The sequence below is a fragment of the Pikeienuella piscinae genome (assembly GCF_011044155.1).
GTDB classification, from domain to species: domain Bacteria; phylum Pseudomonadota; class Alphaproteobacteria; order Rhodobacterales; family Rhodobacteraceae; genus Pikeienuella; species Pikeienuella piscinae.
Map to the genome: position 1 here is coordinate 4228025 of NZ_CP049056.1, position 18762 is coordinate 4246786.

Annotated in this window: 15 protein-coding genes; 5 read left to right on the forward strand and 10 right to left on the reverse strand. The window is 65.1% G+C overall.

The genetic code is table 11. The annotated features are described in order from the left end of the window. Nucleotides 1–16: 16 nt before the first annotated feature. The 3 genes from G5B40_RS20145 (at nucleotide 17) to G5B40_RS20155 (ending at nucleotide 1769) form a co-directional block, all read left to right on the forward strand. A complete protein-coding gene (locus G5B40_RS20145) occupies nucleotides 17–358 on the forward strand; it encodes an ArsR/SmtB family transcription factor (protein ID WP_211907376.1) in 342 nt (113 codons plus the stop codon). Next, nucleotides 355–882: an SRPBCC family protein gene (locus G5B40_RS20150; protein ID WP_165102693.1), complete on the forward strand. Its 528-nt coding sequence runs from the start codon at nucleotides 355–357 to the stop codon at nucleotides 880–882. The genes G5B40_RS20145 and G5B40_RS20150 overlap by 4 nt, the downstream gene beginning before the upstream one ends. Nucleotides 883–1205: 323 nt before the next feature. Further along, nucleotides 1206–1769, forward strand: a complete 564-nt coding sequence (locus G5B40_RS20155) for a Panacea domain-containing protein (protein ID WP_165102695.1) — start codon at nucleotides 1206–1208, stop codon at nucleotides 1767–1769. Nucleotides 1770–2536: 767 nt separating this feature from the next. Here the strand turns inward: G5B40_RS20155 and G5B40_RS20160 are convergent. Continuing rightward, the gene (locus tag G5B40_RS20160) at nucleotides 2537–3403 is read right to left on the reverse strand and encodes a ParB/RepB/Spo0J family partition protein (protein ID WP_165102698.1); all 867 of its coding nucleotides are present in this window, start codon (nucleotides 3401–3403) and stop codon (nucleotides 2537–2539) included. Nucleotides 3404–3487: 84 nt separating this feature from the next. Then, nucleotides 3488–4183, reverse strand: a complete 696-nt coding sequence (pyrF, locus tag G5B40_RS20165) for an orotidine-5'-phosphate decarboxylase (RefSeq protein ID WP_165102701.1) — start codon at nucleotides 4181–4183, stop codon at nucleotides 3488–3490. A gap of 188 nt (nucleotides 4184–4371) precedes the next feature. On the opposite strand from pyrF, the gene clpB reads away from it, so the two are divergent. Next, complete coding sequence (clpB, locus tag G5B40_RS20170) at nucleotides 4372–6993, forward strand: ATP-dependent chaperone ClpB (protein ID WP_165102704.1); 2622 nt, start codon at nucleotides 4372–4374, stop codon at nucleotides 6991–6993. Between the two features lie 208 nt (nucleotides 6994–7201). Here clpB and G5B40_RS20175 read toward each other — a convergent pair whose 3' ends face one another. The 6 genes from G5B40_RS20175 to G5B40_RS20200 all read right to left on the reverse strand — a co-directional run bounded on the left by G5B40_RS20175 (nucleotide 7202) and on the right by G5B40_RS20200 (nucleotide 14665). Next, nucleotides 7202–7546, reverse strand: a complete 345-nt coding sequence (locus G5B40_RS20175) for a hypothetical protein (protein WP_165102706.1) — start codon at nucleotides 7544–7546, stop codon at nucleotides 7202–7204. Next, the gene (locus G5B40_RS20180; protein WP_165102709.1) at nucleotides 7537–7947 is read right to left on the reverse strand and encodes a hypothetical protein; all 411 of its coding nucleotides are present in this window, start codon (nucleotides 7945–7947) and stop codon (nucleotides 7537–7539) included. The genes G5B40_RS20175 and G5B40_RS20180 overlap by 10 nt, the downstream gene beginning before the upstream one ends. Beyond that, the gene (locus G5B40_RS20185) at nucleotides 7934–8647 is read right to left on the reverse strand and encodes an HNH endonuclease (protein ID WP_165102712.1); all 714 of its coding nucleotides are present in this window, start codon (nucleotides 8645–8647) and stop codon (nucleotides 7934–7936) included. Before G5B40_RS20185 ends, G5B40_RS20180 begins: the two co-directional genes overlap by 14 nt. A 366-nt stretch (nucleotides 8648–9013) precedes the next feature. After that, nucleotides 9014–10408 (reverse strand): glutamine synthetase family protein, encoded by a 1395-nt coding sequence (locus G5B40_RS20190; protein WP_165102715.1) that lies wholly within the window; start codon nucleotides 10406–10408, stop codon nucleotides 9014–9016. Nucleotides 10409–10474: 66 nt separating this feature from the next. Further along, nucleotides 10475–13288, reverse strand: coding sequence for a FecR family protein (locus G5B40_RS20195; RefSeq protein ID WP_165102719.1), 2814 nt, complete (start codon nucleotides 13286–13288; stop codon nucleotides 10475–10477). A 54-nt stretch (nucleotides 13289–13342) separates the two neighbouring features. Continuing rightward, nucleotides 13343–14665: a tetratricopeptide repeat protein gene (locus tag G5B40_RS20200; RefSeq protein WP_165102722.1), complete on the reverse strand. Its 1323-nt coding sequence runs from the start codon at nucleotides 14663–14665 to the stop codon at nucleotides 13343–13345. 267 nt (nucleotides 14666–14932) lie between these two features. Between G5B40_RS20200 and G5B40_RS20205 the strand changes: the two genes are divergently transcribed. After that, on the forward strand, nucleotides 14933–16255 hold the full coding sequence (locus G5B40_RS20205; RefSeq protein WP_165102725.1) for an Ig-like domain-containing protein: 1323 nt from the start codon (nucleotides 14933–14935) through the stop codon (nucleotides 16253–16255). Nucleotides 16256–16259: 4 nt separating this feature from the next. On the opposite strand, the gene G5B40_RS20210 is transcribed toward G5B40_RS20205, so the two are convergent. Continuing rightward, nucleotides 16260–18029, reverse strand: a complete 1770-nt coding sequence (locus G5B40_RS20210) for an acyl-CoA dehydrogenase (protein WP_165102728.1) — start codon at nucleotides 18027–18029, stop codon at nucleotides 16260–16262. Nucleotides 18030–18213: 184 nt separating this feature from the next. After that, nucleotides 18214–18612: a DoxX family protein gene (locus G5B40_RS20215; protein WP_211907377.1), complete on the reverse strand. Its 399-nt coding sequence runs from the start codon at nucleotides 18610–18612 to the stop codon at nucleotides 18214–18216. Nucleotides 18613–18762: the final 150 nt, after the last annotated feature.

The following is an 18762-nucleotide window of genomic DNA, read 5'->3' on the forward strand; positions in this document are numbered from 1 at the left end:
ATCAGGAACAGCAGAGATGAACGCCGTCTTTCACGCGCTCGGCGATCCGACGCGTCGGGGGATGCTCGGCGCGCTGGCCGAAGGCGAACGGAGCGTGGGGGAGCTGGCGGCGCCGTTCGAGATGTCGCTCGCGGCGGCGTCGAAACACGTGAAGGTGCTGGAGCGCGCCGGGTTGATCCGGCGCGAGGTGCGCTGGCGCACGCATACCTGCAGGCTGGTCCCGGAGCCGCTTGCCGCCGCTCATCGCTGGCTGGGCGAGTATGAGCGGTTCTGGACCGGCCGGCTGGACGATCTGGAGCGGCTGCTCCGCGCGGAGGACGCCGCTGAACCCTTAAACCCGGAAGGAGAGGACGAATGAACGAGTTTTCGACGCTTGACGCCTATGGGGCGCTGACCGGCCCGGACACGCTTGAAATCCGCCGCAATCTGCCCGGACCGATCGAACGGGTCTGGCGCTATCTCACGGAAAGCGATCTGCGGTCCAAATGGCTGGCTGCGGGCGAGATGGAGGGGAAGGTGGGCGCGCCCTTCACGCTGACCTGGCGCAATGACGAGTTGACAGACCCGCCGGGCGCCCGGCCGGAAGGGTTTTCCGGCGAGCACAGCATGGAAAGCCGGGTCACGCGTTTCGAGCCGCCGGCGGCGCTGGAGTTCACCTGGGGGGAGAGCGGCGCCGTGCTGATCGAACTGGAGGCGAAAGGCGACGCGGTGCTGCTGACGCTGACCCATCGCCGCCTGCCGGAAGGCGAGGTGCGCCAGATGATCCGCGCCGGCTGGCACGCCCATCTCGACGTGCTGGTCGCCCGCGCGAAGGGAGAAGAACCGGCGCCGTTCTGGGACGAATGGAGTCGGTTGAAGGAAAAGTATGATGTGCGGGAGTAGGGGAAGGGGAGGCCGGGGCGGCGTGGTCGCCCCAGCCGATCCGAAAGAACGGCGCGACCAAGTGAGTTGACCTTGGCGGCGGATGGAACTCCAAATTGGTTGATTGATCGCTTCAAGGTCAACTGCCAGTATGGGCCAGAGGCGGAGTTTATTGATCGGGAGTCAGGCAGCAGTTCAGCGTGAGAGAATCACCATTGGCACTGAAAGAGGAAGAAGTTTGCCACAGGGCGCTCGCATCTTGAGCGCGAAATCTAAAGGAATCTTGCGGAGCCTCCCGGCAAGTGCCATATCTTCCATCAAACGGAGGTTTGCAGATAGTCGCTATGTCGTATGATCCGCGCAAAGCCGCGCAGACCATTGCATACTTGGCCATTAGGAATGGTCGTCGCCCGCTTAACATCGTTAAGGCGGTGAAGTTGGTGTACCTTGCCGATCGCGAAAGTGTGATGAAAAGCGGATTCCCTATCCAAGATGAACCCCGCGTGTCTATGAAGCACGGCCCCGTAAACTCGAAGACTTATTCGTTTATTAATGGCGAATACGATCCGGAAATGTGTGGGTGGTCTGAATTCCTTTCTGACCGGTCAGGACATCGTATTGGCTTAGCTGATGAGAAACTGGACATCGACGATCTCGACGAATTGAGTGACGCTGACATTCAGGTTCTGGATGAGGTCTGGAACAAATTTGGACAAATGGATCAGTGGGCCCTCGTCGATTGGACCCATCAACCTAACAACGTTCCAGAATGGGAGAACCCCGGTAATTCGTCCTACGAAATTCCTGTAGAGCGAATGATGCGCGCTTTGGCAATCGAAGACGCAGCGGGACAGGCCGAATTAGTCAAGAGCCTTGAATATGCACAGAGCTTGGTGAAAAGCCTGTAGCGTCTGTATGGCTATTTACAGAGCGGGAACGCTACTTATCCCTTCAGGCCCTTCGCGTGATCCAGACAGGAAGCACCTACACATCATTTGCAACGACACTGACGAACGTGGCCTTAACCTAATTGTTCCTATTGCGTCTTGGACAAACGATTATTGCGATTCCGCGTGCATTTTGCTGCCGCATGAGCATGATTTTGTGCGCCACAAATCATGGGTTGTCTACCGAAACTCCTTAATCATTTTGGCAGAAAAACTAGAGCGCGGGATCAATGAGAAACGCATCTTTCGCCATGCTGACATGAATGCTGCAGCATTCTTGCGTGTACGCACAGGTGTCTGTCGATCCGCGTTTGCGTCCCGGAAAGTGAAACGTTATTTTGGGTGCCCAGGTTAAATTTTTGAATTTGTGTCCACTTTGAGTTAGATATTTTCTTGATATTTGAGAGTGTCCTTCTTCGCAAGACTCGCTTCATCCATAAACGGCTGATCTAGCGCCGCTGATGTCGGCACTTTGTTTTCCTTCCCTTTTTCTCGGCCAAGGAAGGCTCGCAATACCTTGTGCAGCAGCCGTCAGACGTGCAGGAGGCGAACGGATCCGTTCCAAGCCTAAGCAATTCGGCGTTTCGATGTATGAGAATGTCTGATGGACATCTCGAAGTATCACTTGCTCTGAAATCATACGCTCCATAATACAAATGACTTATGATATTTGCGGGAGCAGAAAGTGGCGTAGATAATATTCTCCTGCTGCCCGAGAAAGTGCCCTCTCACACCGCCGCAAACATCCGCTCGATTTCATCCAGCACATCCTCGATCAGCCCGCCGCGCGCCATCCGCCCGGTAAAGTGTAGACAATACCCCTCGCGGGTCTCCTCGCGGCGAATGACGAGGCCCTGTTTGGGGCGGAGGGTTCGGCGCGGGCGGCCGGGGGAGGGGGCGGGGTCTCCGCGCCTCGGCGGGGTTTCGGCCTCCACGAGAATCGGCTCAAGGAGGCGCCAGTGCGATTCGAAACTTTTCGAATCGGACTCCTCCAGCGCGGTCTGCATGCATTCGGTGTAATCCTCCCGGCAGGCGGCGGCGGCGATGCGGAGGCACTGGCGCTCGCTCAGGCGCCATGGCTCGGCGAGGAAGCCGTCGAGCGCCTCCACGGCGTGGACGATGGCGCGGATGCGCGAGCGTTTCATCGGCGCGGCGGCGGGGTAGAGGCGGGTCACCGCGTCCTCGGTATTGGAGAAATGGCCGTAGGCGGCGGCCTGGACCGCGATGCGGCTCTTCTCCCATGGCGTGATGTCGCGGCGGATGTCGTTCTCCGCCACCATGCGCATGTGGAGTTCGGCGTCGCTCTCGGCCTCACGCAGCCAGGCGGGGATGGCGTCGAATTCGGGGTTCTCGGTCCGGGTCTGGAGCTGGCGGAAGGCGGCGAGGCGCCGAAAGCCGGAGACGAGGCCGTAGCGCTGCGGCGGGCGCGGGGCGGCGAGGGTGAAGACCTCCACCGGCGCGCGCAGGCCCTCGGCGGCGATGGAGCGCACCAGCTCCTCCATCGCGGCTTCGTCGATGGCGATGCGGTCGCGGACGAGGCTGTTCGGGTCGATCTCGTCAAGCGGGATCAGGCGCGGGGCGGCGGGCTCGGTCATCGGGGCGTCCTGTGGCGGCTGGCGGGCGCGCGGCAGGATAGGCCGGAATGGTTTGCGGGCCGTTAGAGCAGCGCGCGCTGGGGGTCAGGCGATGGCGGCGAGGATGGCGCGGGCGGCTTTCGCCGGGTCCTCGACCGCGGTGATCGGGCGGCCGACGACGATGTGGTCGGCCCCGGCTTCGAGCGCGTCGCGCGGCGTCGCGATGCGCTTCTGGTCGCCGGCTTCGGCGCCGGCGGGGCGGACCCCGGGGCAGACGATGAGGCGGCCGGCGGCCTCGGGGAGGGCGCGGATCGCGGCGGCTTCGAGGGGTGAGGCGATGACGCCGTCGGCCCCGGCGAGAAGCGCGCGGCGGGCGCGCTCCAGCACGATATCGGCGGGGGCGCCGGGAGCGATGAGGGCGTCGTCGAGATCGGCGCGGTCGGACGAGGTGAGGATGGTGACGGCGAGAATGCGCGTCGCGGCGGCGCCCCGGCCGCGGATCGCGGCGCGGACGACGGAAGGATCGCCGTGGACGGTGAGGAAGTCGAGATCATACGCAGCGAGGCCCCTGACCGCCGCCTCCACCGTCGCGCCGATGTCGAAGAGCTTGAGGTCGAGAAAGACCGAGGCGCCGCGCTCCTTCAGCGCGATGGCGAGAGCGAGGCCGCCGCCGGTGAGCATGCCGAGGCCGATCTTGTAGAAGCCGACGGCGTCGCCGAGCTTTGCGGCGAGGACCTCGCCCGCCTGGGCGTGGGCGACCTGCGGCGGGTCGAGCGCGACGATGAGGCGGCGGTCGGTCATGATTTGCTCCTCCGGTCCCGCGTGATGCGCGGCGGACGGTCGCGGCGTCAAGGGGGCGGCGGGCTCTTGCATGGCCGTTGCATAAACACCACATGTGCAGAGACGCGCCGTTCGGGCGTCAGAACCATGAAAAGACGGATATGGAACGTGCTTCGGGCGTTCCGATCTCTGGGCTTGGAGGCCGATACATGAATCTCGAAAAATTCACCGATCGCGCGCGCGGGTTCATCCAGGCGGCGCAGACCATCGCGCTGCGGGAAAACCACCAGCGCTTCCTGCCGGAGCATCTGCTGAAGGCGATGCTCGACGACAAGGAGGGCGCCGCGAGCGCGCTGATCTCGCATGCCGGGGGCGACGCGCAAGCGGCGCGCGTGGCGGTCGAGGCGGCGCTGGCGCGCCAGCCGAGCGTCGAAGGCGGCGACGGGCAGCTCTATATGGACGGCGCGACGGCGAAGGTGCTGGTCGAGGCCGAAAAGCTCGCCGAAAAGGCTGGCGACAGCTATGTCACCGCCGAGCGGCTGCTGACCGCGCTGGCGCTGGCGAAATCTACGGAGGCCGGCAAGGCGCTCGCCGCCGCCGGACTGACGCCTCAGGCGCTGAATTCCGCGATCAACGATATCAGGAAGGGCCGCACCGCCGACAGCGCGGGCGCGGAGGACAGTTTCGACGCATTGAAGAAATACGCCCGTGATCTGACCGAGGACGCGCGCGAGGGCAGGCTCGACCCGGTGATCGGGCGCGACGAGGAGATCCGGCGCACGGTCCAGGTGCTTTCCCGGCGCACGAAGAACAACCCGGTGCTGATCGGCGAGCCGGGCGTCGGCAAGACGGCGATCGCGGAGGGCCTCGCGCTTCGCATCGTCAACGGCGACGTGCCGGAGAGCCTGGCCGACAAGCGGCTGATGAGCCTCGACATGGGCGCGCTGATCGCCGGGGCGAAATATCGCGGCGAGTTCGAGGAGCGGCTGAAGGCGGTCCTCTCCGAAGTCACGGCCGCGACGGGGGAGGTGATCCTCTTCATCGACGAGATGCACACGCTGGTCGGGGCCGGAAAGGCTGACGGGGCGATGGACGCCTCCAACCTGCTGAAGCCGGCGCTGGCGCGCGGCGAGTTGCACTGCATCGGCGCGACGACGCTGGACGAATACCGCAAGCATGTCGAGAAGGACGCGGCGCTGGCGCGGCGTTTCCAGCCGGTCTTCATCGACGAGCCGACGGTGGAGGACGCGATCTCGATCCTGCGCGGGCTGAAGGAAAAATACGAGCTTCATCACGGCGTCCGCATCACCGACTCGGCGCTGGTGGCGGCGGCGACGCTGTCCGCGCGCTACATCGCCGACCGGTTCCTGCCCGACAAGGCCATCGACCTGATGGACGAGGCGGCGTCGCGGCTCCGGATGGAGGTCGATTCGAAGCCCGAGGAGCTGGACCAGCTCGACCGTGACATCATGCAGCGCGAAATCGAGGCCGAGGCGTTGAAGAAGGAGACGGACGACGCCTCCAAGGACCGGCTCGCCGCTTTGGTGAAGGAACTGGCGGACCTGAAGGAGCGCTCGGCCGAAATGACCGCGCGCTGGCAGGCGGAGCGCGACAAGCTTGCGGGCGCGCGCGACGTGCAGGAAGCGCTGGATCGCGCCCGGAGCGAGCTGGAGATGGCGAAACGCGAAGGCGATCTCGCCAAGGCCGGCGAGCTTTCCTATGGCGTGATCCCGGACCTGGAGCGGAAACTCGGCGACGCCGAGAGCACCGAGGACGTGATGGTCGAGGAGGCGGTGACGCCCGCGCATGTCGCCGGCGTCGTCAGCCGATGGACCGGCGTGCCAGTCGACAAGATGCTGGAGGGCGAGCGCGACAAGCTCATCAAGATGGAGGCGACGATCGGGCGCCGGGTGATCGGACAGGGCGCGGCGGTGGCCGCGGTCTCCAACGCCGTGCGCCGGGCGCGGGCCGGGCTTTCCGACCCGAACCGGCCGATCGGATCGTTCCTCTTCCTCGGGCCCACGGGCGTCGGCAAGACCGAGTTGACGAAGGCGCTGGCCGAGTTCCTGTTCGACGACGAGCACGCGATGGTGCGGATCGACATGTCGGAGTTCATGGAGAAGCACGCCGTCAGCCGGCTGATCGGCGCGCCGCCGGGCTATGTCGGCTATGACGAGGGCGGGGTGCTGACCGAGGCGGTGCGCCGGCGGCCCTATCAGGTGATCCTCTTTGACGAGGTCGAAAAGGCGCATCCGGACGTCTTCAACGTGCTCCTGCAGGCGCTCGACGACGGGCGGCTGACCGACGGGCAGGGCCGGACGGTGGATTTCCGCAACACGCTGATGATCCTCACGTCCAATCTCGGCTCCGAGGCGCTCTCCTCCCTGCCGGAAGGGGCGGCGTCGAAAGACGCCGAGGGCGCGGTGATGGCGGCGGTCCGGGCGCATTTCCGGCCCGAGTTCCTGAACCGGCTGGATGAGATCGTGCTCTTCGACCGGCTGAGCCGGGCCGACATGAACGGCATCGTCGATCTGCAGCTGGAGCTTCTGGAAAACCGCCTCGCGGCCCGGAAGATCACCCTGGAGCTGGACGAGGCGGCGAAGACATGGCTCGGCGACAAGGGCTATGACCCGGTCTACGGCGCGCGGCCGCTGAAGCGGGTGATCCAGAAGGCGGTGCAGGACCCGCTGGCGGAGCTGTTGCTTTCCGGCGAACTCCTCGACGGCGAGACCGTCGAGGTCGGCGCCGGCGAGGACGGGCTGATCATCGGCGGCGCCGTCCGCCCGCTCGGCGGCAAGCCGGCCGAGCCGCCGACCGCGACGGTGCATTGAAGACGGGCGCGGCCCCGGCGGTGAGCCGGGGCCGCGCTGGTTTTGTTTTGTGGGGCTCAACGCTTTGGCGGACAAAGCTGCCGAAGGGCAGATGCCGACGCTCGCCGCTCTGTGCCAGAAACAGTGGTTTGTGAACGCTAACACCGTTGCAATCGAAAATTGTGAACGGGCTAGGCTGCTGTGATCATTGAGAGGGGCCAAGTGTGTCTTAGTCGTGACTTTTGCACGGACTGGCTAAAAGGCGTAGCGCTCTCTGAAGCAATTTTAGATCACCGCCGATGCATGCCTCATGGATCGTCCCAAGGCGCACGGCTTGAGCGGTTTTGATGAACTGGCAGTGCTTCTCTTCGGTGTTCGACAGCATAGTGATATGCGCGTAGGTAACAGAGTCTTGCAGATAACGCTTGCACGCAATGGCGAACCGACAGGAATCTAGATTGACGCCTTGATGGAGGATCAACAGATCAACGTCATTAGCGACTATTTTGGGCGTGCCTATTTTGGCAAAGGCGGAGCCAAAGCCATAGACCGCTACGCTGCGCGTTACAGCCAACCCCGCTCCTTAAAATAGTCTTGGTGAAAATCTTCGATAAGCATCCAGTAGTCATCCCGATGTAGCGCAGCCATAAAACCCGCTATCTTGAAAAGTCCCACGCTAGCGTCGCGACAATACCGTTTGGCATCCGGCGTGTATCCGCACCATGCAGAATTGATGATCACAACATCGACCTCCCCAAGCTGATCGACCGTTTCCATGTATGCCGCCACGCCGAACGCGTAGCACTCGCAGATAAAGACGCGTAGCGTGTCGCCCTGAGTGCGCGTCAGTTCATAAACGCCGCCACCCTGCGGGGTCAGGGAGGTGACTCTGCCGTGCTTGGCCATCTGGGTTTCAAAGAAATTGTAGTGGCCGTAATGGCTGGGCCAGGGGAAGCCTTCTCTAAGTCCCTCCATCTGCAAGTCCTCTAATCAGATCTTCAAATTCCATCGGAAAGCGGCGCACCGCTGCATAGGGGATCGCATCCTGAACCCATTGCTCATAGCTGCGCACATGCATTAGGAAAGCAGTAATCGTCGCCTGCTCGCCTGCGTCGAACAGGGCCATTTGTGCGTCAAGCTCCGCCGCCATCTTACGGTTATTGGGCACGATAACTGACAGCCTCTCGGACACCCACACCGCATGCGCCGCTTCATTGTGCGGTTCGGCTTTGGCAAGGTCGGACTGCGGGCCATACTGTGCCCAGGACTGCCTATTCAATTCCAGAAGCGGCAGGATCGCGCGGGCAATGTCTGACTTGGTTTTCATGGCCTCTTGATCCAAGCGCTCCAGCACACGTGCCTCATGGTCGGCCTTCATCGCATGCAGGGCCTCGACTGCGTAGACGGCCTCATTTTCCTTGCGATCGATCAACGTGTGATGCGTCGGACAGAGAAGGATCAGGTTCTGATAGTCGTCGCGCTGCATGGCCGTCTGGCCTGCGTCGTGCCGATTGGCTCCGGGCTTGTCGCCGCAGATATGCGCCATCTCGCCGAGCGTGAATGGTGCAGCCTCTTCGGCCTCATGGTAGCAGAGGCGCTCCCAGCATCCCGGAAACGCGCATCGCCCGCCCGACGCTGACCAGAGAATTTTGACGGATTTCTGCGTAATTGCCATGCCAACCGAATATCACGGCAAACGGGACGCCGCATCCGAAGCTTCTCTCTAGTTTCCCATAGCGTGCAAAAATCAGAGCTTTGTGCGCCCACTGAATTGTTACGTTCACAACCTGTACGTGTTCTTGATTGGAGATGTGCAGACAAAAACGACCGTTTGTGACCGGTGCGGAGGATGGTCAAAGGCCTTGGAAAATCCAGTGACCATATCCCTTGGCGAAACCTTAGCGAGATTTGTCACGTTTTTGAACACCCAAACTTGGGAGCCGTTCGTTGCACCGCCCCAAGTGTGGCGGAGGGGCTCATGCTGCGGTATCGTTCGCCGCTACGGTGGCGTCTGGAGCGCAATGGCGCCAGCGGCCGGATTTCAGACGTTCAACAACAGATATTCCCGCTCCCACGGGCTGATGACGCGCATGAATTCGGCGTGTTCGGCGCGTTTTACGGCGCAGTAGATTTTCACGAATTCGGGGCCCAGCACCTCCGCGAGGGCCGCGTCGGATTCGAGCTCGATCACGCTGTCAAGCTGGCTCTCGGGCAGGTCGCGGTTCATCAGATAGGCGTCGCCGGTCGCCTCGGCGCGGGGTTTCGCCTTCTCCTCCATCCCGAGCCAGCCGCAGGCCAGCGCGCCGGCGATGGCGAGATAGGGGTTGGCGTCGGAGCCGATGATGCGGTTCTCGACCCGGCGCGCTTCGGGGGTGGACTTCGGGGTGCGGATGCCGACCGAGCGGTTGTCGATCCCCCATTCGAGGTTGATCGGCGCCGACTGGTAGGCGACGAGCCGGCGGTAGGAGTTCACATAGGGCGCGGCCATCGCCATCGCGGCGGGGAAATGGCGCTGCTGGCCGCCGATGAAATGGCTGAAGGCCGGGGTGGGGCGGCCCTGTGCGTCCGAGAAGATGTTGCGGCCGGTCGCCGTCTCCACCACCGACATGTGGACGTGCATCGCGCTGCCGGGCTGGTTCTCCATCGGTTTCGCCATGAAGGTGGCGTAGCAGCCGCATTGCATCGCGGCTTCGCGGATCAGCCGCTTGAAGAGAAAGACCTGGTCCGCCAGCTCCATCGGGTCGCCGTGGACGAGGTTGATTTCCAGCTGCGCGGCGCCGGATTCCTGGATGATCGTGTCGATCTCCAGCCCCTGCGCGTCGGCGTAGTCGTAGATATGCTCGATCACCCGCTCGTACTCGTCGACGGCGGAGAGCGAGAAGGCCTGGCTGCCGGTGGACTGGCGGCCGGAGCGGCCGACCGGAGGTTCGAGCGGATAGTCGGGGTCGGTGTTCTTCTTGGTGAGATAGAACTCGATCTCGGGCGCGACGACCGGCTTGAGCCCGGCTTCGGCGAACCGATCGACGACACGGCGGAGAACCGTGCGCGGCGCGGCGCCGGAAGGGCGGCCCTCTCCGTCCACGAGATCGTGGATGATGACCAGCGAGGGATCGCTGGCCCAGGGAACCGCGCGGGCGGTGGAGAAGTCGGGCCGGAGCGTGAGGTCGCTGTCGGTGTCGAAATCGCGCCGCGCGACAGCGGCGTATTCGCCGTTGATGGTGGAGATCAGGATCGAGACCGGCAGGCGCACGTCGCCGCCCTGCACGAATTTGGCCGCCGGCATGACCTTGCCGCGGGCGATGCCGGCGAGGTCGGGGGTGACGCACTCGATCTCGTCGATCCGGTTGGCGCGGATCCAGTCCGCCAGCGCGGCGGCGTCGGGCGCGGCCAGCACTGGAGAGTGGCTGAGGCCGAGGACGGGTTTGGTCAGGGACATCGGTTGGCTCGCGGGCGGAAGGGCGGCGGCCCGCGCCGCCGCCCCGAGGCTGAAAAGGATATCCGCTCAGTCGCCGGGGCCGAGGGGCAGGTTGCTGGCGCCGGGGCTCGGGGTAATGCTCTGACCACCTCCGCCGCCGCTGAACGAGGTGCGGTCGCCGGCGAAAATTCCGGCGCCGATGATCGAATTGTCAGTCGAATTGACATTGAGCGAACCTGCGGCCGCCCGCGCCGGGTCGCCGCCGGGGCCGTTGAAGAAGTCACCCCGTATGCTGACCGAACTGGGGCGTCCCATGATGATGACATCCTGCGGGTTGCCGCCGCTGAATGCGGTCCCGTCGCCGGGATTGACCACGAGGGAGACATCCGCGCCAAGAAGGTCCGTGAGATTGGCCGAGCCGCTCCGTTGGCCGAAATTGAAACTCATGTCGAAGCCGGCGCCGTCCACCACGGTCGCGCCGTCGACGGTGGCGGAAATGGCGGCGAAGCCGCTGTAGTCCGCGATGCCCGAGGTCGGCAGATTGATCTCAGAGGTGATGTCGCCGGCGACGAAGGCGCCGAGATGGAGGCGCTGGTCGTTGGTGATCGGGTCGCACTCATTGCTGCAGGCGGCGAGAGCGCTGTCGGGCTCGGCGCGCACCTCGCCCGCCCACCAGCCCCAGGTCAGGTATTCCGATTTGGGCGTGACGCCGGCCGGAAATATCCCGCCGTCGCCGGCGAATTCGGCCGAGGCGAGCGCGCCGCGAAACTCGTTCGGGTCGCCACCGACGGAAGTCTGGAAATTCGCGCTGTTCTGGCCCCCTGTCGCATCCCGCGCCGCATATAGACGATCGTCGATCATTGCGCTCTTGCCGTCTTCGCCGCCGTACTGGACGATAAGGTCGAAAATCTGCGGGGATGCGTCCTGCCCGTCGAAGAAGCTGTCGACACCGAGATCCGCAGTGAAGGAGTTGGTGGCCGGGCTGAAACTTATCGACACGCCGGCCGAAGAGCTACTGTACCCGATGTAATTCCCGTTGGTTCCGAGATCGCGCCCGGTCGTCGCGGCGTAGCCGGACAGGGTCGTGGCGGGCAGCGTCATCCGCTCGGTCGTCGTCAGATTGTCGACGGCGTTGCGCGAAGCGACGCTATAGGTCGTAAAGGTGGTCGTCGCTCCGGTATCGGGAATGGCGCGACCGGGCGTAGCTCCCTCGCCGCCGATATCGGTGCTGTTCGAAAGCGCGAAATGTTTCGCATTGGGGCCGAAGGCGGACGCGCCGGCGCCGTCTTCGACTGTCGAAATCGGCGTGACGAGACGAACCAGGCCGCCGGCGGAGTAGCTTGAGCCTTCGAAAGCGCCGCTGAACGCCGGCGTTCCCGTCTCGGCCGCATCGACATTCGCGGTATAGACGCCGAAACCGGTGACCTGGGCTAAGTCGGGGCCGCTGATCTGCAGGAACGCCGCCCCGGCTTTTGCAGAGCCGCCGGTCGCCGCGCCCCCTGTGTTGCTCACGAGGACGAGATCGCTGAACGAGTCGCTCGAAAACAGGCCGCTCGCGCTCGGCCCGAACGCGGCGTCGCCGGTCATGATGTCGGCGGAAATTGTGTAGGAGCGGGTCGTGACCGCGTCTGCGCCCGCATTGAGCAGCGGACCGCTGGCCTTGCCGGTGAGGAACGCGCCCGTGTCGCCGCCCTGCGTTTTATACACGGCATAGGTGAACTCGTCCTTGGGGTCGAAAAAGCCGTTGCCGGCGATCGGCCCCACCGGCGATTCGCCGCCGGAAAAGCCGAAGCTGAAAAAGCCCGGCGCGGTGGGAATTACGAACCTGTCTCCATCGGCGGTGACGCCGATCCGCGAACCGGCGAAAACCTGCTGGAACCCGAAAGCGGTCGCGCCGATCGACGCCCCGCCGGTCACGCCTTCGAGAAGAACCGGCGTCACGGGGGGCGTTACGGGCGGCGTTACGGGCGGGTTCACCGGCGGCGTGACGGGCGGTTCGACGGGCGGTTCGACGGGCGTGCCCGGTCGCGAGTCGGCGATCACCGTCGTGATCTCCTCTTCGTCGCGGTGGAAGAACAACTGGTCCGGGCCGAATTCCGTTTCGCTTTCGCCGGTGGTGGAGATTGGTCCCTGATTCGGGGCGTCCTTCCTTTCCGAATTGGCGGCGGGAAGGTTGCTCTGGATCACGTCCGGGTTCTGCGGCCTTACCCGCTCGCCCGCGTCGCCGCGCCCGATCAACGCCACCGTCGTCGCGCGGATCAGATCCTGATCGGCGACGCCGAGATAGGTGATGACGCCGTCGACGCTGACCTCCGCGACGCCGTTCGCGCGGGAGATGACGATCTCCTCGCCGGAGTTCGAGGTGAGTTTCACATAATCCCCCGCGACGAGCATGGCGCGGGTCACGTCGTTGAGAATGGTGATGATCGCGATGCCGCCGCGGATGCCGATGGTGGCGGTCGGCGTCGTCACCACGGCGTCGTTGGTCTTCGATATCCTGCCGCCGATGAAGCGCAGCACCCCGCGGCTCATCGACATGGAGAATTCACCGGTTCGGGTCTCCGGATCGTAGATATATCTGTCGAGGACCAGGTTGCTGTTCGGCGCGACGGTCAGGGAGGACTGATCCAGGAACAGAAACTGCCCCGAGCCGATCGGGGAACTTTCGATCCGTTCGTTCAGAAACAGCTTGTCCCCGAGCGTGAGAGACCGCGGGTCGGCTTTGGGCGGGGTGCCGTCGATCTGGCTGTTGACGGCCGCGACGGCGCCGACGGTTTCGGCGGCGGCGCCCGGCGCGTGGGCCGCGGCGAACGCGGCCGCGATCAACGCTGGCGCTACAGGCAGGAGCGGCGCCGCGCGCGACATGCGCTGCGGATCAGCGGGTGTGGCGGTCTTCGCCATGGCATGACCTCCTCGGGTCTTGTCGCGCGCACCTGGGGCGCGTTGGAATTCGCTTCAGAAGCTGAGCCCCACGGAGAGGCCGACGCCGAAATTCTCCAGATCGAAATTCGATACGTTGCTGTCGCGGTAGAGGTAGTCCGCGTCGGCCTGAACGAACCAGCCTTCGGTCAGATGGAAGACATGGCTGATTCCGGCGCGAAGGTCGAGATCGTCTCGCTTGCGGTTCGGATCGACGACGGGGTCGGGCTCATCGAACCAGCGCCATGACGCGCTGGCGAAAGCCGCCACGCTCCAGAGCCGGTCGGTGAATTCGACGCCGCTGTCATAGCGATGCACCGCGCCGAGCCTGAACCCGGCTTCGTAATTGGTGTTGTAGTCCTTGTCCGCCTGGTCGGATTCGGCGAAGGCCAGCGCGGAGAACGCGGTGGAGGGGTCGGGCGCGTAGGACGCGCCAATTGCGGCCCGGAAGCTCGGGCCGTCGAAATCGTTCTGCTCGTCATATTCGCGCCACTTGCCCTCGGCCGCGGCGAAAAGGTTCACCCGGTCGTTCAGGGTGTCGGAATATTCCGCGCCCAGCCCGGCGCCATAGTAGAGCAATTCGTTCCCCGATCGCAGCGCTTCGCCGGAGAGATAGGGACGGATCTTCGGGCCGAACCGCTCCGCGTTGAGCGACAGCCGCGGGCCGGTCAGGAAAGCGAAACTGTCGAGATCGCCGTCGGTCTCCTCCAGGTAATGCAGTGAAAACAGGGAGACGTCGGTCAGCCATACGTCGCTGTTCGGCCTGTCGAGATCGTAGAAATGTCGCCCCTGCGCGGTGGCGCGGAAACCGAAATCGTCTGTCTCTACAAACTGTTTGCCGAGAATGGCGGGGCGGCCGAACAGCAGCACGTCGCCGTCCGGCGGGCCGAGATTGGCGTTTGAGGAATAGGTCGCGCCGAAGGTCGCGACGCCGGCGAAGCCGCTCTTCTGCGTGCGCTTGTCGATCTCGGTGAGGAAGGCGTCGATCCGGCGCGCGACCTCGGGCGGCGGGTCGTCATTCGCGAGCACGTCCTCGAAATAGTAGCGCGCGTTCTCGTAGGCGCCGAGGCGGAAATACGCGGCGCCGAGCTCGACCTTGGCGCGCCCGAGATTGGGGTTGAAGATCAGCATGCGCTCCAGCGTAGTGATCGCCGCCTCGTAATCGCTGATCTCCACCGACGCGAGCGCGTGCCGGAACATGATGTCCAGATCGTCGGGCGCGTCCAGCATCGCTTCGTAAAGCGCGGCCTGCCGAGCGCGCAGGTCGTCTGAGGCGACAGCCGGATCCTGCGCCCGCGCGGCGCCGGCCGCCATACATCCTGCGATGGCCAGGCCGACCGCCATTCTCAGAGCAATCATACGAATTCCCTCTGCGCCCTCTCCCCAGGACTTGCTGTTCCCTATCACGGAACGGATTTGTTTCGGAACAGTTTTCTCCTTTTTCGCGATTCGCGGGGCGGGGCGCGGCATGCGGAACGGGCGCGAGACTACGCTCCGACCCGGGCGACAGGCGATGCGCCCGGCGCGTATCGGCGGCTGAATCCGCCGCTGCGCCGGATCATAGCATTTGACACTGATCGGATGGCGTCGTTTTTTGGCGGCGATCAGAGATGTGGAGTCACCATTGTGCCCCTGACGACGTTTGAAAATGCAGGCTTCGCCTACACCGACGCCGACGGCGGTGTTGTGCTGGACCTGAAGGCGGCTCTCGACGAGCCCGGTATCGTCATCCCGACCGCGGAGACGATCAAGATCGTCTCTGACGACACGGTGCGGAGCGTCGTCTTCGCCCCGGTGCTGGAGAACGGTTCCTTCGACGGACGAATCGTCGTCGATTTCGCGCAGTTCGCCGATCTCGGCGCGGGCGAGGCGGAATCGCTTTCGATTCTGTTCGACCTGCAGGACGGCGAGAGCAGGATCGCGGCCATGGTTCCGCTGACCGTCACCGGGCTGAACGATGCGCCGGAGGCGGCGGATCAGGCGTTCTCCGTCGTCGCGGGGACCGCGCTCAAGGGCGTTTTGCCGGCGAGCGACGTGGAAGGCGACGCGCTGCGCTTCACGCTGCTCGAGGAGGATGGGGCGGGGGATTTCACCCTCTCCAGGGACGGGACTTTCGTTTTCGTCCCCGAATCCGATGCGGACGGGGCCTTCGAAGCGACGGTCAGGGTTGAGGACGACGTCGGCGGCGCGACGGAGTTTGAGGTTTCGATCGACGTCTCGGCGCCCGCGCCCGCGCCCGCGGCGGCGGGAGCGGCGCCTGCGGCGGCGAGAGCCGCGCCGGTGCTCGACGGCGAGACGCTGGACGGCGACGAGGGCAATAACGGGATCGAAGGCGGTGATCGCGGGAATCTGATTCGCGGCTTCGCCGGCGAAGATTCGCTTTTCGGCCGCGGCGGCGCCGACAGTATCCTCGGCGGCGCGGATGACGACGTGATCCGCGGCAACAGCGGGGCCGACACGCTGCGGGGCGGCGGCGGCGACGACTTGATGTTCGGGCAGCGCGGAACCGACATGGTGTTCGGCGCGCTGGGCGACGACACGTTGAACGGCGGTGACGGCGCCGACGCGATCGTTGGCGGCCGCGGCGCGGATATTCTCATCGGCGCCTACGGGCGCGACAACATTCTCGGCGAGGTGGGGGCGGACCGGTTGGTCGGCGGGCCCGGGTCAGACCGGCTGGAGGGCGGCCCCGGCGCCGATTTCCTGATCGGCGGCGGCGCGCGGGACCGGTTCATCTTCACCGACAATTTCGGCCGTGACCGGATCGCGGATTTCAACCCCACGAAGGAGGTGCTGAATTTCACCGGCCATAGCGGGGTGAACAGCATGGCCGACCTGACGATCCGGCAAATGGACGGCGACACCGTCATCCGGGACGGCGGCAACGGCCAGATCACGCTCTCGGATGTCGATATCTCGGAGATCGACGCCGACGATTTCCTTTTCTGAGCGCTCAGAGGCTTTCGGGCGCGGCGTCGAGACAGGTGCGGTCCATCGCCTCGAGCAGGTCGCAGGCGGGGCCGATGGCGGGCAGCTCGTAGCGGTGGAAATAGCGCGCGGCGGTCAGCTTGCCGCTGAGGAAGGCGCGCTCCTCGCCGCTTGCGCCCTCCAGCGCGGCCTCAGCGACGAGAGCCTGTTTCAGCCAGAGCCAGGCGACCGCGACATGGCCGAGCATGTCGAGATAGATCGTCGCGTTGGCCAGATAGGCGGCCGGGCCGGCGGCGTGCGCGGCGCCGGTCATCGTCTCCGTCGTCTTCATCGCCCGCGCGGCGGCGTAGCGGAGGCTCTCGGCCAGTTCGGAAAGACCGGGGCGCATCGCGGCCTCGCCCGCCGTCGCCTCGATCGCGGCGGCGAGGCGGTGGAGCCCGGCGCCGCCGCCCTGCGGGATCTTGCGGCCGAGAAGGTCCATGCCCTGTATGCCGCGCGTTCCCTCGTGGATGTGGTTGAGCCGGTTGTCGCGATAGAGCCGCTCGACCGGATAGTCGCGGGTATAGCCGGCGCCGCCGAAGACCTGAATCGCGATCTCGTTGGCGCGCAGACCGTATTCGGAGGGCCATGACTTCATGATGGGGGTCATCAGATCCAGCAGCGCCGCCGCGCCCTCGTCGCCCAGCCGGGCCTCGTCCACCAGCGAGGCGCCGTAGAGGACCAGCATCAGCGCGCCCTCGGCGTAGGATTTCATCTGCAGGAGCATGCGTTTGACATCGGCGTGCCCGATGATCGGGACCGGCGGGCTGGTCGGGTCCTTCATGTCGGGCGCGCGGCCCTGCTTGCGCTCCTTCGCGTATTCGAGCGCGTGGAGATAGCCTGTGTAGCCGAGGCAGGCGGCGCCGAGGCCGACGCCGATCCGCGCCTCGTTCATCATGTGGAACATGCAGGCGAGGCCGTTGTGTTTCTCGCCCACGAGCCAGCCGACGGCGCCGCCCTCGTCGCCGAAATTCAGCGCGCAGTTGGTGGTGCCGCGAAAGCCCATCTTGTGGTTGAGGCCTATGAGGCGGATATCGTTCCGGGTTCCGTCCGCGAGAATCTTCGGGACGATGAAGAGCGAGATGCCCTTCACCCCCGCCGGGCCGCCGGGGATCTTCGCAAGGACCATATGGACGATGTTCTCGGAAAGCTCATGCTCGCCGCCGGAGATCCACATTTTCGAGCCGAAGAGCCGGTATGTCCCGTCCGGCTGTTCCTCCGCCCGCGTGCGGATATCGGCGAGGCCGGAGCCGGCCTGCGGCTCGGAAAGGCACATGGTGCCGGTCCAGCGGCCTTCGAGGATCGGCGGCAGATATTCGGCGATCTGGCTCTCGGAGCCATGCGCCGCCAGCATCGCGCCGACGCCAACCGAGAGCATGGCGTAGCCGTTGAGCGAGACATTGGCGGCGTTGAACCAGGCGGAGACGCCCTGCGCCACGGTGAAGGGGAGGCCCATGCCGCCAAGTTCCTCCGCGAAGCCGGCGGTCTGGAAACCGGCGGCCCAGTAAGCGTCGAGCGCGGCTTTCGCCTCCGGGATGATGCGGACGCGGCCGTTCTCGAACGCCGGCTCCTCCACATCGAGCCGCGCCGCCAGCGGCGCCCATTCGCGCGTCGCGACCCCTTCCGCGAGATCGAGGATCTGGTCGTAATCGGCCCGCGTCTGCCCGGCGTGGGCGGGGTGGTTCGCAAACCGCTCCACCCCGATCACGTCATGCAGCATGAAGGCGAGGTCGCGGGGGCGGAGGATGGTGGACATGGGCGATGATCCTGTCGGGGCGTTCGGAGAGACTGCGCCAGGAGGCGGGCGCCCGCAAGTTCAACGGCGGGACGGCGCGGGGCCGATCAGCATATTTGATGCCCGGAGGGGCGGAGAGGCCGGCGCGCTGTGGTCGTGCGAGCCGGCCTTCGAATCCCCGGCGCGCGCCGACGGGTTCGCGAGTCTACCGCGGCGTCGCCTGCGACCGCATGGCGTCGACGCTCCAGGGGCCGGGGCCGGCGAAGACCAGGTAGAGAAAGACGAAGCAGTAGAGGATCGCCGCGTCGCCGCCGTTGTTGACCGGGAAGAAGTCCTGCGGCGCATGCGCGATCCAGTAGGCGACCGCCATCATCCCCGAGGCGAGGAAGGCCGCCGCCCGGGTCAGGAAGCCGGCCGCGATCAGGGCGCCGCAGACAAGTTCGATCACGCCGGCGGTCCAGGAGAGCGAGAAGGCCGCCGGCCCGCTCTCGGCAAAGGGAAAGCCGAGGAGCTTCTGCGTGCCATGCGCCATGAAGATGAGGCCCGCGACGATGCGCAGGATGCTGAGAATGCGGGGCGCCCAGGCGTTCAGTGTTTCGGTCACGCATTGTTCCTGTATCGTTTCGTTCGCGGCGTAGGGCGCCGCCAGCCGCCACCCTGGCCGCGATTGAGTTTTCGACCGGCTGACGGCGGCGGGCTCGATCCCGGCGCCGGTCTTTCGCAGATTGCCGGCGCGGCGGCAACGCCGATCGCG